The organism is Plantactinospora sp. CNZ321 (assembly GCF_004217235.1).
On record NZ_SHKQ01000001.1, the window covers coordinates 5,487,586 to 5,503,436 of the forward strand.

Consider the following 15,851-nt stretch of genomic DNA (forward strand, 5'->3'; position numbering starts at 1 on the left):
GCGGTCGCACGGGGCGGGACACCTCCGCGGCGCCGGGCCCGGATGGCGTTCCAGGACGCGGCCCGGGCCGACGGTCAGGCGGTTTACCCGTCGTCGTTCTGCCGCGCGCCGAGTTCGTCGGTGACCAGCAGGTCGCGGCGGAACTGGCCGGTGCGGTAGGCCGCGCGGCCCACCATGTGCGCGGCGACGGGCGCGGTGGCGAGTTGGAACGCGCCGACGAGCACCAGCGTGGTGACGTCGACGACGGTGCCCAGCCGCAGCGCGGTGCCGGTCAGGATGAGCAGCAGTCCGAGCACCTGCGGCTTGGTCGCCGCGTGCATCCGGGAGAGCAGGTCGGGGAAGCGCAGCAGGCCGAGGCCGGCGGCCAGGCTCAGCAGGGCGCCGCAGAGCAGGCATGCGGCGGCGAGGACGTCGACGACGCCGGCCGCGGTCATCGCTGCCCCGCGGGACCGGGCTGCCCGTCGGCCGGCCCCTCCTCACGCTCGAGTGTCGGCCCGGCGACGGGCGACGCCGGGTCGACGAACCGGCCGACGGCGATCGAGGCGATCGGACCGAGCAGGGCCAGCCCGAGCAGGATCGGCAGTCCGGTCGCGTCACGGGTGTACGCCGCCTCGGTGGCGATCGCGCCGACGGCGATGGCGAGCAGTACGTCGTTGGCCACGATGCGGTCCAGTGTGGACGGGCCCCGCACGATTCGGAGCAGCGCCAGGCCGAATCCGGCGGCCAGCAGCACCGCGACGACATAAGCGACGACGGTCATCGGTGACCTCTCTCGTTGGTGATCTGCTTCAGTTCGGCGGCGGAGCCGATGGCACGCACGATCCGGGCCTCCAGGGCGTAGACCTCGCGGCGGAACTCCTCGACGGCGTTCCGGTCGCGGACGTCGAAGACGTGGATGTAGAGCACCCCGGCGGCGCGGTCGGTGTCGACGATGATGCTGCCGGGAATCAGCGAGACGGCCTCCCCACACAGGGTGAGGTTCAGGTCGGAGCGGACGGTCAACCGCACGGCGATCACCGCGCTGTGCGGCCGGTACCGGAACCGGACCGCGGTCCACGCCAGGTGGGCGCTGGCCACCACCAGGTCGAGGAGGAACCTGGCGGCGAACCGCAGCAGCCCCAGCACCCGTGGCCGTCCGGCGAAGGTCACCGGCGGCAGTGGGAAGACGGTGATGACGACGGCGGAGACCACGAGCCCGCCGAAGAACGTCGCCCAGGAGAACACGCCCCAGAGCAGCATCCACAGCACGGTCAGCCCGCCGACGGCGATGAGTCGGTCGCGGATGCGGCGGTCCGGGCGGACGGCGGTCACGGCGCACCTCCGGGGAACACGGCCCGCACGTAGGGGTGGCGGGCCAGCAGGTCGCCCGCTGCCGTGTCGGTGAGTTCGTACAGCGGCCCCGCGATCAGCGTCAGCGCGACGCCGGCGGCGACCAGCGCGGCGGTCGCGGCCACCATCATCCGCGGCGTACTCCGGGGCGGGGCGCTGGCGGAGGTGCCGACCGGGGACCGCCAGAACGCCAGGTTCCACACCCGGCCGATCGCGTAGAGGGTGAGCAGGCTGGTCAGCATCGCCCCGGCAACCAGGACGTAGGCCAGCGGCCTGCCGTCCTGGATGCCGGCGCGTACCAGCCCCAGCTTGCCGAGGAAGCCGGAGAACGGGGGTATGCCGGCGAGGTTGAACGCCGGGATGAAGAACAGCACGCCCAGCAGCGGAGTGGTCCGGGCCAACCCGCCGAGCTGGTCGACGGCGGTGGTGCCGCCACGTCGTTCGATCAGCCCGGCGACGAGGAACAGCGTCGTGAGGATCACGATGTGGTGGACGGTGTAGAAGACTGCCGCCGCGATGCCGGCCCGGGAGGCCAGCCCGACCCCGAACAGGAGGTACCCGATGTGGCTGACCAGGGTGAACGAGAGCATCCGTTTGATGTCGGACTGGGCGACGGCACCGAGGATACCGACCACCAGGGTCGCCAGTGCGGCGACCGTCAGCACGTCGGCCACTCGTCCACCGGGGAACAGCAGGGTCTCGGTGCGGATGATGGCGTAGACACCGACCTTGGTGAGCAGACCGGCGAACACGGCGGTGACCGGGGCAGGAGCGGTCGGATAGCTGTCCGGCAGCCAGGCCGACAGCGGGAAGACCGCCGCCTTGATGCCGAAGGCCAGCAGCAGGATCCCCTGTAGGAGCAGTCGCACGCTGTCGGGCAGCGCATCGAGCCGCGACACCAGCTGGGCCAGGTTGAGGGTGCCGGTGGCGGCGTACACCAGCCCGATGCCGGCGAGGAAGATGACCGACGAGAGCAGGCTCACCACGACGTACGTGGTGCCGGCCCGGACCCGGGTCTCGGTGCCGCCGAGGGTGATCAGCACGTAGCTGGCGGCCAGCAGGATCTCGAAGCCGACGTAGAGGTTGAACAGGTCGCCGGAGAGGAACGCGTTGGTGATGCCGGCGGTGAGGATCAGGTACGTGGGGTGGTAGATGGCCAGCGGCGCCGCCCGCTCGCCGTCCGCCACACCCTGCCCGATCGAATAGACCAGTACGCAGAGTGTCACCGCGGCGGAGACCACCAGCATCAACGCGGCGAGTTGGTCGGCGACCAACACGATGCCGACCGGAGCCGGCCAGCCGCCCACCGGAGCGACCAGTGGCCCCGACCGGGAGAGCACCAGCAGCGCCACCGCAGCCGCCAGGGTGGCGGTCAGGACGCCGACACTGACCACCCGCTGGATCCGGGGGCGCCGGAACATCAGCAGCGTCACCGCCGCGCCGAGCAGCGGCATCACCACCGGCAGCGGTACCAGCCAGGTCACGGGTGCACCGCCCGGGTCACGTCACGGTCGGCGTCGTCGGCATCGGCGTCGGCGGCGTCCGATCCCTCGTCGCGTTCGGCCATCGCCATGATCCGACGGTCCTCGATGTCGTCCTGCACCTCGTCGTGGCCGACCAGCCGCCAGCTGCGGTAGGCGAGGGCGAGCAGGAACGCCGTCATCCCGAGCGTGATGACGATGGCGGTCAGGATCATGGCCTGCGGAAGCGGATCGGTCATCTCACCGGGCGCGGCGGCGCCGACGATCGGCGGGTCCCCCGGCATGGCGGTGGACAGAATCAACACGTTGGCGCCGTTGCCGAGCAGGATCACGCCCAGCAGTACCCGGGTCAGCGTACGTTCCAGCAGCAGCGTCACCCCGGCGGCGAACAACACGCCGACGGCGACCAGCATGATCAGGCTCACCTTCACGCCATCTCCTCCGTCTGCTCGGCTTTCCGGTCGGCGTCCTGATGTCGGTCCACTTCGGCACCGAGGCTGCGCAGCACGTCGAGGACCAGTCCCACGACGATCAGATAGACGCCGATGTCGAAGAGCGTCGAGGTGACCACGTGCGTGTGCCCGAGCAGCGGCAGGTGGAAGTCGAGTATCGCGCTCTGCAGGACCTGCCCACCCAGCACCATGGCGCCGACACCGGTGCCCACGGCGACGAAGAGGCCCGCGCCGAGCACCGCACCGGCGTCGACCGGGGCGGCGGTCGAGAGTTCGTGCCGCCCGCCGGCCAGGTAGCGCAGCACCAGCGCCAGCGCCGCGACCAGGCCGCCGGTGAACCCGCCGCCGGGGGTGTTGTGTCCGGTGAACAACAGGTACACCGACAGCAGCACGATCGCGTGGAACAGCAGCCGGGTGATCACCTCGAGCATCGTGGAGCGGCGGCCGGCGGCCACGGTGTGACCGGCCATGAGCCAGACCGGTTCGCCGTCCGGTGGCTTCGGCGGCAGGCTACCGGGTCCACGCCGGTGCAGTCGCCTGGCCCGCCGGAAGATCAGACTCGCCACGCCGGTGGCCACCGCGACCAGGACCGAGACCTCACCCATCGTGTCCCAGGCCCGGATGTCGACCAGGATGACATTGACGATGTTGCGACCGCCCCCGAACGACACCGCCAGCTCGGGAAAGTCGACCGAGACCGGGATCGCGGTTCGGGCCCCGACGGCGACGTACGCCATGGCGGCCATCACCGTGCCGACGGCGGTGCCGATGGCGACCCTGAGCCATCTGGTCCGGACCTCTGGCCGCTCGGAGAAGTGGGTGGGCAGCCGGCGGAGCACCAGGACCAGCATCACCATCGTGACCGTCTCGACCAGGAACTGGGTCAGCGCCAGGTCGGGTGCGCCGTACAGCAGGAACAGGCCGGCGATGGCATAGCCGGTGACCCCGACCAGGATGACCGCGGTCAGCCGACGGCGGGCAGCCGTGGCGACCACCGCCGCGACGACCAGCACCGCGACCGGCAGCGCGTGCAGCGGTGCCTCCCACAGCTGGACCGGCTCCCCGAACGGCCTGCCCACCGCGAGTACCGTGCCGGCCGCGGCGATCAGCACCAGCAGGATGACACCCAGGTAGAACGGCAGCGACCCGCGCTGGGTGGCGCCGGTCACCTCCACCGCGGTCCGGTCCACCACGGCCATCAACCGGTCGTAGCCGGAGGATGCGGGAACGTCGCCGACGCGCGCCGGCCGACGACCGGTCGGCACCCCGGCCCGGAACAGCAGCGCACCCAGCACGAGCACCAGCAGGGAGAGGCCGAGCGCGACACCCGGCCCGTGCCACAGCCCCAGGTGGTACACCGGCCCGGTGGCCGCGAAACGGTCGGCGTACGGCGACAGCAGGCGGTCCACCAGCGGTGCGGCGATCCCGGCGGCAACGCCGGTCAGCGCGATCAGCATGGGCGCGGCCAGCAGCGCCGACACCACCCTCCGGTCCACCTTCGTCGCGGCGCCGACGCCGGGGTCCGCGCCGGGCACGGCGGCCTTGCTCGCGAAGGCGCCCCACATGAACCGCAGCGTGTACGCCACGGTGAGCACGGTGCCGGCGACGACACCGGCCAGCACCACCCGGCCGGTGACCCCGGCGTCGAACAGGGCCACGAAGATCGCCTCTTTGCCGACGAAGCCGATCATCGGCGGTATCCCGGCCATCGACGCCGCGGCCAGTCCGGCGGCCACGGCGAGCGCGGGTGCCCGCCGGCCGAGACCGCTGAGCCGGCGCAGGTCCCGGGTGCCGGTCGCCCGGTCCACGATCCCGACCACGAGGAAGAGCGCCGCCTTGAACAACGCGTGCGCCAGCAGCATCGCGGCACCGGCCACCGCCACATCCCGCCCGCCGGCACCGAGTACGGCGATCAGCAGGCCGAGCTGGCTCACCGTCCCGTAGGCCAGCAGCAACTTCAGGTCGTACTGCCGCAGCGCCACCCAGCCGCCGTAGAGCATCGTGGCGACGCCGGCGCCGAGCACCACGACCCGCCACGTCGTCGCCGCCGGACCGCCGGCGACGGTGACCGCCGGTGCGAGCTGCGCGACCAGGAAGACTCCCGCCTTGACCATCGCGGCCGCGTGTAGGTAGGCGCTGACCGGGGTCGGTGCCGCCATCGCCGCCGGCAGCCAGAAACTGAACGGGAAGACCGCCGACTTGGACAACGCCCCGAGCAGGATCAACACGATCGCCGTGGCCAGGTACCAGCCGCCCGGCAGCGAGCCGGCCACCTCCGACCACCGGTAGCTGCCGGCGTGCTCGCCGAGCATGACGATGCCGACCAGCATCGCCAGGCCACCGGCGGTCGTCACGACCAGCGCCTGCAGCGCGGCCCGCCGGCTCGGTCGGTTGGTCACCGAGTGCCCGATCAACAGGTACGAGCAGACGGTGGTCAGCTCCCAGAACACGTACAGCAGGAGCAGGTCGTCGCTGACGACCAGGCCCAGCATCGTTCCCGCGAAGGCGACGAAGACACCGGCGAACCGGCCCAGGTCCGGCTCGTCCGCGTCGAAGTACTGCGCGCAGTACACCAGGACCAGCGCGCCGATCCCGCCGACGAGCAGCACCATCAGCCACGACAGCGTGTCCACCCGCAGCGCCAGCGACATACCGATCGGGCGTACCCAGGGATGGGTCCACTCGACCGCGCCTGTCCCGAGGACCTCGTTGGTGTGCGCGGCGGCCCAGGCGGCGGCGGCGAGCGGCGCCCCGGCCAGCAGGTAGAACGCCCGCGGACCGAGCCACCGCACCAGCGGCGGCGCCGCGACAGCGACCGCCAGGTGCGCCAGCAGAACGATCAGCACGTGGCGGCCAGCAGATCCCGCAACTGGGCAAGCCCGTCGTCGTGCCCGACGGCCACCACGACATCGTCGGCCCGGAAGACGAAGTCCGGGCCCGGCGAGGCGGTGATCTCCTCCCCACGCAGCACCGCCACGATCGAGGCTCCGGTACGGGTCCGCGCCCGGGTGTCCCCGAGCGGGCGGTTCACGTACGTCGACCCGGACCGGATGCGGATCCGTACCGCCTGCACCCCACCCAACGGCTCGATCAGGTCCGCGACGTGATCCATGGTGACCTTGGCGTGCAGAACGTCCGCCACCGAGCGGGCCTCGTTCGGCCGCAACGTCACGTCGGCGATCGCCCGCTCCGGCTCGGCCCGGTCGTAGAGCACGAGAACGTGCCGACCGTCGAGGTGTGACACGATTCCCAGGCGGTTACCCTCCCATGTGGTCAGTACATGAGAGATCCCCACGCCGGGCAGACCGGTACGTTCCATCGTCATGGGCACTCCTGTCCAGGATCGGATGCGGCAGCCCGGCCGGACCGCCTCGTGCTCGGGCGGGGTGGTACCCCGTGTGGCCTGCGTCCAACCGGTCGGGCCGGTGGCGAGCCCGTCACGAGACGGCCCCACGCGGATCTTCGGTCGCGCGAGCAGAGTGGCAGCGTCTCCCGGGCAGGTCGCATGGCCTGGCGCCGGCACGAACGCACCGCTGACGAATCCGAACTGCCGGCGCAGATCAAGCCTAGCCCGCCGACGCGCCGGTGCCATCGGGCGACACAGGCAATCAAGGTCCTGCTTCGTTTCCAGGTACGGGCAACGCCGGGCCGACCGGGCACCCGGGGCCGGCCGTGCCGCCCTCCGCGTGCCACGACCCGGGTCAGGTTGCCGGCCGCCGGCATCCGGCGCCGCCGATGTCGTCCCGCGCCGCCCCTCGGCGTTCGATCGGCACCCGGTGACGCTGGAGTCATGCACCCTCATCGTCCGCCGGCCCGCGCCCGCCAGCACACCGGCCGGCCGCCCGCCCCGCACAGCGGGCGGCGACCGAACCGGAGCCGCCGGCCCGGCTGGCTGCTGCTGGCGGTGGCCGTGTCGGCCATCCTGGCGGGCATGCGGACGGGACACGGCTTCGTACTGGCCGCCGGGCTCGCGCTCGGCCCGGTTGCCCTGCACCTGATATCCGGCGGCGGGACGGTGGCGGACCGGGGTGAGCGGTCGCCGTGCCGCCCGTGAGCGGACGCCACGCGCCCGCCGTGCCGGTACGGTCGGGTACCGGACGTACGATCGGCAGGTGGGGATGTCCCGAGAGGTTCGGCTGATCCGGGTCTACGACACCCCGTCACCGGATGACGGTTCGCGGGTGCTGGTGGACCGGGTGTGGCCGCGCGGTGTGACCAAGGCCACCGCCCGACTCGACGAGTGGCTCACCGATGTCGCGCCCTCCACAGAGCTACGACGGTGGTACGGCCACCGCCCGGACCGGTTCGGCGAGTTCCGGGACCGCTACCTCGCCGAGCTGCGGGAGCCGCCCCGGGCGGCCGCCCTCGACCGGCTCGACGCGCTGTGTCGGCGCGGACCGGTCACGCTGCTGACGGCGACCAGGGACGTCGCACACAGCCACGCGGCGGTGCTGACCGAGCTGCTACGGCACCCCGGGTAGCACCGCCACCCTTCCCGCTTCGCGACTACCAGTTGGCCGGTGGGTCGCTGGCCGGGAAGGACTGCGCTCCCCACTCGTCGACGATGTCGGCGGGGAACCAGTCTGCGGAGTCGGTGTGTGCCGCTCCCGCCTCTTGGCCGAGCTGCCGCGCCGGCTCGACGGCGCTGTCGGGCAGGGTCCGGATCTGTGGTGTCGCCGCAGCGCCCACTGGTCGGCCGGTCATATCCGCGCCTTCGATCCGCCGCGGTCGCCGTACTCGGACATGTTGTCGTCCAATCCCGGACGCCGGAACGGATGCGGTCCGTTGATAGGTAGCGGCTGTGTCACCCCGTTCCGGATGACCTCGTCCGGCCGGTCGTACCCCTTGAGCAGGTCGCTGCGGGTCACGACGCCCAGCAACCGGCTCCGGTCGTCGACGACCAGCAGCCGGCCGACCTCCCGACGGTGCATCAACCGGCCTGCGGCGGCCAGGGACGCGTCGGGTGCGACGGTGACCGGAGGGGCAGTCATCACGTCCACCGCCGCCCTCTTCGGCCAGCGCAGCCGAGAGAGCCGCGCCGCCCACCAGCGGCCCCCGGTCTCGGTGCCGACCTCGGCGGTCTCCACCGTGTCGCGCAGGTCGGTCCACGACACCACGCCGGTGACAGTGTCGAACCGGTCGACGACCGGGACCGCGCTGATCTGTCGTTCCGTCAGCACGGCCGCGATCTGCGTCACCGGCGCATCATCGTGCACCGTTATCACGTCCGTCGTCATCACATCGCGTACCCGCCACCGCATGTGCTCCTCCTGTCCGTGGGTGGATCAGGCACCGCAAGCGGTACCTGCATCGAGAGTCCGTGCCGGCGGCGTCGCTCGCCGTGGCCCGCGACCCGTTACCCGCGTCGGACGGTGCTCGGACGAGGGGGCATCCGGGGCATCGTACGCGGCGGGCGAAACGGCGCAACGGTCACGAACCAACCCAGCACACCCACGATCACGACCATAAGTACCAGGTCGAGCACGCCGTACCCGACGGCCAACATTCCCGCCAGAACCGCTGCGACACCGGCCGCGAGCATCAGGGCGAATCGAGACCTCCAACCCACGAGCAACTCCTTCAGGTCACGCCGGGGCGGCAGCCAGGGTCACGGCGGGCGGCAGCCGTTAGCGTCGCCCCCTTCCATGCGCCTTGGTCCGGTCCGGTACCGTGTCACCACGGGGCCGGTCCGGCACCGTGCCTCCATAATCGCCTGGCCGCACCGGCTCCGGACAGGGTCGCGTCGCGCAGACAGGGTCGGGGCCAGACTGCCGAGGGCCGGCAAGGTCGACGACGGTGCGGGTTGGCGGCTCCAGCACACCTCGTCGTTCCGGCACCCGCGCAAAGGCCGCCCCGTCACGGCGGGTCCGTCGGCTTACGGCCCAGGATAAGCCAGTACCGGGGGCTGCCGTCGCGGTACCGGCCCAGGGCGGTCAGGGCGACGGCCGCCGCGGTGAAGCCAGCCGCCGTCAGGTCGTCGCGGATCGCGGGCAGCCGGCTGGTGCGGTAGTACATCACGAACGGGGGCCGCCACACGGCGTTGCGGACTCGCATCACCAGGTCGAATCCGAGCGTGGTCCAGTACGAGACCGAGGCCGGCGGCGGCGGCGCGCCGACCGCAATCGCGAAGAGCCCATCGGGTCGCAGCGCGCGGTACACCCCCTCGAACACCACGGATCGTTCGGTGGGCAGGAAATGGCCGAGTGCTCCGGAGCTGACCGCGAGGTCGAACCCCGCAGCGAAGGGCAGGGCTCGGGCGTCGGCCCGCACCCAGGTGGCCTCCGGGTGCGCGCCGCGTGCCTGGGCGAGCATGCCGGCGCTGAAGTCGACGCCCGTGACCCGTCCTCGGCACAGGGACCTGAGCACGAAGATGCCCGCGCCGGTCCCGCAGCACACGTCCAGCCCGTGCTGGAACGGCCCGAGTTCGGTTAGCGTGCGGGCGGTCTCGTCGAGAATCTCCTGCGAGGTGCGAAAGGGCGTGTGGTCGAACTTCGGAGCGAGCAGATCGTAGCCGCGCTCGACCGAGGAGAGCGCCTGGACGCAGAGTTCACGCAGGGACGGGCCTTGCGGCGAGAACACCGGTCGAGGGTACCTCCTGGGCGGCGACGATGCCGGACGAGCGAAAGGCGGCGTCGTACCGGCCGGCGGCACCGCCGCAGGTCAGCCCGGCCGGGAGTCGTCGGCCCGGGGGTCTGGCCGGGAGCCCTGCCCGGCGCGGGCGACGACGTCGGGGTCCCGTAGCGGCCGGTCCGGGTCTACTTCGGTGCCGATCAGCACCGTCCGTGCCGGGTCGCCGGCGGAGAAGAGCGTTCCCTCGTGCTGGACCGAGGCCGCGCCCCAGGCCACCGCGGTGCGTAGCGCGGCCTCGCCCGTCCCGCCGCCGTGGAGGAAGCCGGCCAGGGCGGCGTCACCGGCGCCGACGGCGTTGACCACCCGGGTCACCGGCACCTCGGCGTGCCGTACCCCGGCGGCGTCGACCAGCAGTGCGCCGTCGGCACCGAGGCTGGCCAGCACCGCGCCGGCACCGCGGCGACGCACCTGGAGCGCCGCGTCGCGCACGTCGCCGAACGTCCGCAGCGCCCGGCCGACCAGCTCGGCCAGCTCGGAGGAGTTCGGTTTGACCAGGTCCGGACGGCCGGCGAGGCTGGCCCGCAGCGGCTCGCCGGAGGTGTCCACCGCGACCCGGACACCGCGGGACCGGGCCGCCTCGGCCAGCCTGGCGTACAGGTCCGACGGTACGCCCCCGGGCAGGCTGCCGCAGCAGGCCAGCCAGGTGACGTCGGCGAGGTCGTCCAGGACGGCCCGTACCAGCGCCTCGGTCTCCCCCGCGCCCAGCGCGGGACCGGGCTCGTTCACCTTCGTGACCGTGCCGTCCGGCTCGACCAGGCTGATGTTGCTGCGGATCTCGCCCCGCACCGGCACCTCCCGGACCGGCAGTCCGGCCACCCGGAGCATCTGGGAGAGCTGGGCGCCGACCGCACCGCCGACCGGCAGGACGGCGGTGGCCGGCCGGCCGTGGCGGTGCAGGGCCAGCGCGACGTTGACGCCCTTGCCGCTCGGCTCGTTCCAGCCACGACGGCTGCGGATCACCGCTCCCCGGGTCAGCGCGTCGACGACAACCGTGCGGTCGACGCTCGGGTTCGGGGTCAGGGTGAGAATCACCTGCCGGCGTCCGGGAAGTCGTGCACGCTGGCGTACACCCCGGCCGCGAGGCCGGCCAGCAGAGCGGCACCCCGCGCACCGGCCTCGACGACCGGGGAACGGCGTACCGGGCCGAGACGGCGGGCCTTGACCGCCATCAGTGCCTCGCTGCGTGACCAGCCGCCGACGGCGACGAGGTCGCGGTGGCCCCCGCTGTACGCCGTCATCGCGTCGTGGATGACGCCGATCTCCTCGGTGACCGCCTCCAGTGCCGCCCGCCAGATCTCCGCCGGCTCGGCGGCCTCCCCCGCCGGTACGACCACCGAGCGCCCCTCCTCGGTGATCCGCACCCCGACCCGGTCCGGCTCGGCCTGCCCGGCGAGGGTGTCGAGTCGGGGCAGGTCGGCACGGTCCAGGCCGAGCCCGGCCAGCACCCGTTGCAGCACCAGTCCCCCGGTGGTGGCGCCGAGCAGGCACCAGCGGCCGGCCAGCGCGTGCCACCCGACGGTGACCCCGGCGGCGACCAGCCCGGCGACGGTCTCCGGGGCCAGGGCCGGCGGGACCGACCGGACCAGCGCCTCCGCCGTACCGCAGGAGTCCAGTTCGTCGCCGGGGCGTACCGCGCCGGCGCCGATCGCGGCGACCTGGTGGTCGTGACCGCAGACGGTGAGGGTGGCCCCGGTCAGCCGGGTGGGTCCGGTGCCCGCCTCGACGGTGCCGAGCGCGGTTCCGGCGGTCACCACCTCGGGCATCAGCGAGGCGTGCGCCCCCGACCAATCCAACGCCTCGGGCCACCATTGCCGGCCGTCGAGGCGCAGCCAGCCGGTCCGGGACGCGAGGGACTGCTCGGCGACCTCGGCACCGCCGAGCCGACGGACCACCCACTCGGCGACGTTGAGCCGGCGTACGGCGGTCCGGGTCTCCGGATGATGGTTGCGCAGCCAGCGGTGCTTGGTGAGCGCCCACTGGTGCCGCAGCGGCAGCCCGGTGGTGCGAGCGAACGTCTCCGGGCCGATCCGGGCGCGCAGGTCGGCCAGTTCCGTCTCGTCCCTGGTGTCGTGCCAGGCGACGACCGGGCCGACCGGCCTGCCGGAGCGGTCCAGCAGCACGCCGGACTCGCCCATGCTCGCCACGCCGAGTCCGGCGACCGGGCCGGGTGGGGCGGCGGCCAACGCGCCGGCCAGGGCCTCGACGGCGGAGCTGAGCAGGGCGGTCGCGTCGAGTTCGGCGCCGGTCCGGGTGGGTTTCCAGGGCGTGGTCGCGGACGACTGGGACAGCGGCTCGCCCGTGTCGGTGAAGACCACGGCCTTGCTGGCCGTGGTGCCGACGTCGAGGCCGACGAGCAGTGCAGCGGCCACCTCGTCACCTCCGCTGTGCTGCGGTGCCATCCGCTTGTCCGATGCCGGGCACACTTGCTTTCCGTCGGGGGAGCTGTCAAGAGTCACCCAACACGTTGCACCTTCTGGAAACGGAGTACCAGATGCCCCTCACCGCCACCGGCCGACTCGTCGACGGGGCGCGTGCCGCCGGTACGGCAATCGCCGCCTTCAACGTGATCACCCTGGAGCACGCCGAGGCGATCGTCGCCGGTGCCGAGCAGGCCGGCCGCGCGGTGATCCTCCAGATCAGCGAGAACGCCGTCCGATTCCACCACGGTCGACTCGCCCCGATCGCCGCCGCCGTAACCGCGGTCGCCGAACTCGCCGCCGTGCCGGTGGCGGTGCACCTCGACCACGTCCAGAGCCGGGACCTGCTCCACGCGGCCGAGGGGACCGGGATCAGCTCGGTGATGTTCGACGCGTCGAGGCTCGACTACGCCGACAACGTCAGTGCCACCGCGGCGGCGGCCGGTTGGGCGCACGCGCGCGGGCTGTGGCTGGAGGCGGAGCTGGGTGAGGTCGGCGGCAAGGACGGGGCGCACGCCCCCGGGGTACGCACCGATCCGGCCGAGGCGGCCGAGTTCGTCGCCGCGACCGGGGTCGACGCGCTGGCGGTGGCGGTGGGCAGCTCCCACGCGATGACCGACCGGACCGCCGCGCTCGACTTCGCGCTCATCGACCGGCTTCGAGAGAAGCTGCCCGTGCCGCTGGTGCTGCACGGCTCCTCCGGCGTCCCCGACGACGATCTGGTCCGGGCCGTGCGGGCCGGGATCGTGAAGGTCAACGTCGGCACCATCCTGAACGTCGCCTTCACCGAGGCGGTCCGGGCCGAGTTGGCCGCCACGCCGATCGTCGACCCGCGGAGGTACCTGGCGCCGGCGCGGGACGCCGTCGCCCGGACCGTCGCCCACCTGGTCGGCACGCTCGGCTGAGCGACGGACCAGGTTCGAGCCCACCTCGACTCCACGGGAGGACGCGCCTACCCCGGGAGGGCCAACACCGAGTCTGCATCACCGAGTCGGGCACCCCGGGGCCGGGCATCACGGGGTCGGGCATCACGGGGTCGGGCACCACCGACGTCGGGCATCACGGACGAGAGTTGCTACTCCCGGCCACTTCTAACGTATAGCGCACCCCGGGGCTTGCCGCAAGATCCGGGGTGTGCTGCAGAATCGCTGGTCGAAGCCGGGATGCGCGGGAAACGGGGGCGCTAGATGCGGGGTGACGGTGCCGGCGATCGGGCCACCCGCGAGCGCCCCGGCGAAGCGACACCGGCACGGGCTGTCTGACAGCGCCCGGCCCGTAGCGCCACCCACCGACCGGCCCCTGGTGGACACCGTCTGCCCGGGAGGGCCTCGCCGCACTCGACCTCACCTGGGAGCCAAGACATGGATCACCCGACCAGCGCCGTGTTCGACCTGCCCGACAACCTCGCGGCCAAGGCCGATCCGGCGCTGATCGCCGACGACGACCGGCACTTCGCGGCGATGGCGGAGAGCCTGGAGCAGACGTACGCCGACCTGTCCGCCCGGCTCGACGCCGCGCGCCTGGCGCCCGCCGGCAAGGGCCGGCAGGCGGTGGACCGGGACCAGGAGGTCCGCCGGTTGACCACACGGCTGCGTACGCTCCGTCGGTTCAGCCTGGACCTGTGCCTCGGCCGCATGGTCGGCGCGGACGACGCCGAGCCGGTCTACGTCGGGCGGCTCGGCCTGACCGACAGCACCGGCCGCCGGCTGCTGGTCGACTGGCGCTCCCCCGCGGCCGCACCGTTCTTCGGGGCGACCCACGCCAATCCGATGGGCCTGGCCAGTCGGCGCCGGTACCGCTGGACGGGCGGCCGGATCACCGACTACTGGGACGAGGTGTTCAGTCCGGACGGTCTCGACGGGCACGCCGCGCTCGACGACCAGTCCGCCTTCATCGCCAGCCTGGGTGGCAACCGGTCGGCCCGGATGCGGGACGTACTCGGCACCATCCAGGCCGACCAGGACGCGATCATCCGGGCCGGATCCCGAGGTACGCTCGTCGTGGACGGCGGTCCGGGCACCGGCAAGACCGTCGTCGCCCTGCACCGCACCGCGTACCTGCTCTATTCCGATCCCCGCCTCGGTGACCGGCGCGGCGGTGTGCTCTTCGTCGGCCCGCACGAGCCATATCTGGCGTACGTCGCCGACGTGCTGCCCAGCCTCGGCGAGGAGGACGTCCGGACCTGCACACTGCGGGACCTCGTCCCCGAGGGCGTCACGGCGGTCGCCGAGACCGATCCGGAGGTCGCCGCGCTGAAGTCGTCCGCGGAGATGGTCACGGCGATCGAGGCGGCGGTGCGGTTCTACGAGGAGCCGCCCGCGAGCGGGATGACGATCGCGACCGAGTGGTCCGACCTCCGGCTGGGCCCCGACGACTGGGCAGCGGCGTTCGACGCACCGGATCCGGGTACGCCGCACAACGAGGCGCGCGAGCAGATCTGGGACACCCTGCTCACGATCCTGCTGGAGAAGTACGACGGTGACGAACCGGAGGCCCGGTTCCGGGCGTCGATGGAGCGGAACCGGGAGCTACGCGAGGTCCTGCATCGTGCGTGGCCGCTGCTCGACGCCGCCGACCTCGTCGGCGACCTCTGGTCGGTCCCCGCCTACCTGCACAGATGCGCGCCCTGGCTCAGTTCGGACGAGATCCGCAAGCTACAGCGTCCGGACGCCCAAACCTGGACGGTGGCGGATCTACCGCTCCTGGACGCCGCGCGGCAGCGGCTCGGCGAGGCGAGAAACTCCGAGCGTCGACGCCGGCACGACGCGGCCGTCTCGGTCGGGCGCGAGCAGATGGCCCGGGTCGTGGACGACCTGATCGCCTCCGCCGCACACGATGACGGCGAGGGCCTGATGACCATGCTGCGCCAGGGGGACCTGCGGGACGTCCTGGCCGACGGCGTCGCGCCGCCGTCCGCCGACGATTCCGACCCGTACGCCGGGCCGTTCGCGCACATCGTCGTGGACGAGGCCCAGGAACTCACCGACGCGGAGTGGCAGATGCTGCTGCTGCGCTGCCCGTCGCGCAGCCTCACCATCGTCGGTGACCGCGCCCAGGCCCGGCGCGGGTTCACCGAGTCGTGGCAGGAGCGCCTCCGCCGAATCGGGCTCGACCGGATCGAGGTGGCCTCGCTGAACATCAACTACCGGACGCCGGAGGAGGTCATGGCGGAGGCCGAACCGGTCATCCGGGCCGTGCTCCCGGACGCCAACGTGCCGACCTCGATCCGCAACAGCGGCATCCCGGTCGGGCACGGCTCCGTCGGGGAGCTGGCCTCGATCCTGGACGGCTGGCTCGCCGCGCACGCCGAGGGGATCGCCTGCGTCATCGGCGCCCCGACGGCCCAGATCGCTCCGGCGGCGCACGCGACGCCCCGGGTCCGGTCGCTGACCCCGGAGCTGTCCAAGGGTCTCGAATTCGACCTGGTCGTCCTCGTCGATCCGGAGAGTTTCGGCGACGGCGTCGAGGGAGCGGTCGACCGCTACGTCGCGATGACCCGGGCGACCCGGCAACTCGTCATCCTGACCGCGTGACGGGCGCTA

16 protein-coding genes are annotated in these 15,851 nt (G+C 72.7%); 4 read left to right on the forward strand and 12 right to left on the reverse strand.

The window, feature by feature from the left end:
- Positions 1–83: 83 nt before the first annotated feature.
- From mnhG to EV371_RS23740, 7 genes are read right to left on the reverse strand one after another with little or no spacing between them, the layout of a single operon-like run.
- Positions 84–434: a monovalent cation/H(+) antiporter subunit G gene (mnhG, locus tag EV371_RS23710; RefSeq protein ID WP_130464000.1), complete on the reverse strand. Its 351-nt coding sequence runs from the start codon at positions 432–434 to the stop codon at positions 84–86.
- Positions 431–760, reverse strand: a complete 330-nt coding sequence (locus EV371_RS23715; protein WP_130464001.1) for a monovalent cation/H+ antiporter complex subunit F — start codon at positions 758–760, stop codon at positions 431–433. The genes mnhG and EV371_RS23715 overlap by 4 nt, the downstream gene beginning before the upstream one ends.
- Positions 757–1,311 carry a Na+/H+ antiporter subunit E gene (locus EV371_RS23720; RefSeq protein WP_130464002.1) on the reverse strand — a complete coding sequence of 185 codons (555 nt, stop codon included), beginning with the start codon at positions 1,309–1,311 and terminating at the stop codon, positions 757–759. The genes EV371_RS23715 and EV371_RS23720 overlap by 4 nt, the downstream gene beginning before the upstream one ends.
- The gene (locus EV371_RS23725) at positions 1,308–2,813 is read right to left on the reverse strand and encodes a Na+/H+ antiporter subunit D (RefSeq protein WP_130464003.1); all 1,506 of its coding nucleotides are present in this window, start codon (positions 2,811–2,813) and stop codon (positions 1,308–1,310) included. The genes EV371_RS23720 and EV371_RS23725 overlap by 4 nt, the downstream gene beginning before the upstream one ends.
- Positions 2,810–3,223, reverse strand: a complete 414-nt coding sequence (locus EV371_RS23730; protein WP_130466172.1) for a Na(+)/H(+) antiporter subunit C — start codon at positions 3,221–3,223, stop codon at positions 2,810–2,812. Before EV371_RS23730 ends, EV371_RS23725 begins: the two co-directional genes overlap by 4 nt.
- A gap of 14 nt (positions 3,224–3,237) precedes the next feature.
- Positions 3,238–6,108 (reverse strand): Na+/H+ antiporter subunit A, encoded by a 2,871-nt coding sequence (locus EV371_RS23735; protein WP_130464004.1) that lies wholly within the window; start codon positions 6,106–6,108, stop codon positions 3,238–3,240.
- Entirely contained in the window at positions 6,102–6,587 is a 486-nt protein-coding gene (locus EV371_RS23740) for a cation:proton antiporter regulatory subunit (protein ID WP_130464005.1), read from the reverse strand. Before EV371_RS23740 ends, EV371_RS23735 begins: the two co-directional genes overlap by 7 nt.
- Positions 6,588–7,052: 465 nt before the next feature.
- Here EV371_RS23740 and EV371_RS23745 point away from each other — a divergent pair, with 465 nt between their 5' ends.
- Together EV371_RS23745 and EV371_RS23750 are read left to right on the forward strand one after the other, a co-directional pair.
- Complete coding sequence (locus EV371_RS23745) at positions 7,053–7,316, forward strand: hypothetical protein (RefSeq protein WP_130464006.1); 264 nt, start codon at positions 7,053–7,055, stop codon at positions 7,314–7,316.
- 64 nt (positions 7,317–7,380) lie between these two features.
- Positions 7,381–7,743: a DUF488 family protein, N3 subclade gene (locus EV371_RS23750; RefSeq protein WP_130466173.1), complete on the forward strand. Its 363-nt coding sequence runs from the start codon at positions 7,381–7,383 to the stop codon at positions 7,741–7,743.
- A 25-nt stretch (positions 7,744–7,768) separates the two neighbouring features.
- Here the strand turns inward: EV371_RS23750 and EV371_RS23755 are convergent, their stop codons facing one another.
- The 5 genes from EV371_RS23755 to EV371_RS23775 form a co-directional block, all read right to left on the reverse strand.
- Complete coding sequence (locus EV371_RS23755) at positions 7,769–7,966, reverse strand: hypothetical protein (RefSeq protein WP_130464007.1); 198 nt, start codon at positions 7,964–7,966, stop codon at positions 7,769–7,771.
- Positions 7,963–8,523: a CBS domain-containing protein gene (locus EV371_RS23760; protein ID WP_130464008.1), complete on the reverse strand. Its 561-nt coding sequence runs from the start codon at positions 8,521–8,523 to the stop codon at positions 7,963–7,965. The genes EV371_RS23755 and EV371_RS23760 overlap by 4 nt, the downstream gene beginning before the upstream one ends.
- 595 nt (positions 8,524–9,118) lie before the next feature.
- Positions 9,119–9,841, reverse strand: coding sequence for a methyltransferase domain-containing protein (locus EV371_RS23765; protein ID WP_130464009.1), 723 nt, complete (start codon positions 9,839–9,841; stop codon positions 9,119–9,121).
- 81 nt (positions 9,842–9,922) lie between these two features.
- Positions 9,923–10,924: a 1-phosphofructokinase gene (gene pfkB, locus EV371_RS23770; protein WP_130464010.1), complete on the reverse strand. Its 1,002-nt coding sequence runs from the start codon at positions 10,922–10,924 to the stop codon at positions 9,923–9,925.
- On the reverse strand, positions 10,921–12,261 hold the full coding sequence (locus EV371_RS23775; protein ID WP_165436821.1) for an FGGY family carbohydrate kinase: 1,341 nt from the start codon (positions 12,259–12,261) through the stop codon (positions 10,921–10,923). The genes pfkB and EV371_RS23775 overlap by 4 nt, the downstream gene beginning before the upstream one ends.
- A 122-nt stretch (positions 12,262–12,383) precedes the next feature.
- Here EV371_RS23775 and EV371_RS23780 point away from each other — a divergent pair, with 122 nt between their 5' ends.
- Positions 12,384–13,214, forward strand: coding sequence for a class II fructose-bisphosphate aldolase (locus tag EV371_RS23780; RefSeq protein WP_130464012.1), 831 nt, complete (start codon positions 12,384–12,386; stop codon positions 13,212–13,214).
- 456 nt (positions 13,215–13,670) lie between these two features.
- Entirely contained in the window at positions 13,671–15,842 is a 2,172-nt protein-coding gene (gene helR / locus EV371_RS23785; protein WP_130464013.1) for an RNA polymerase recycling motor ATPase HelR, read from the forward strand.
- Positions 15,843–15,851 lie beyond the last annotated feature (9 nt).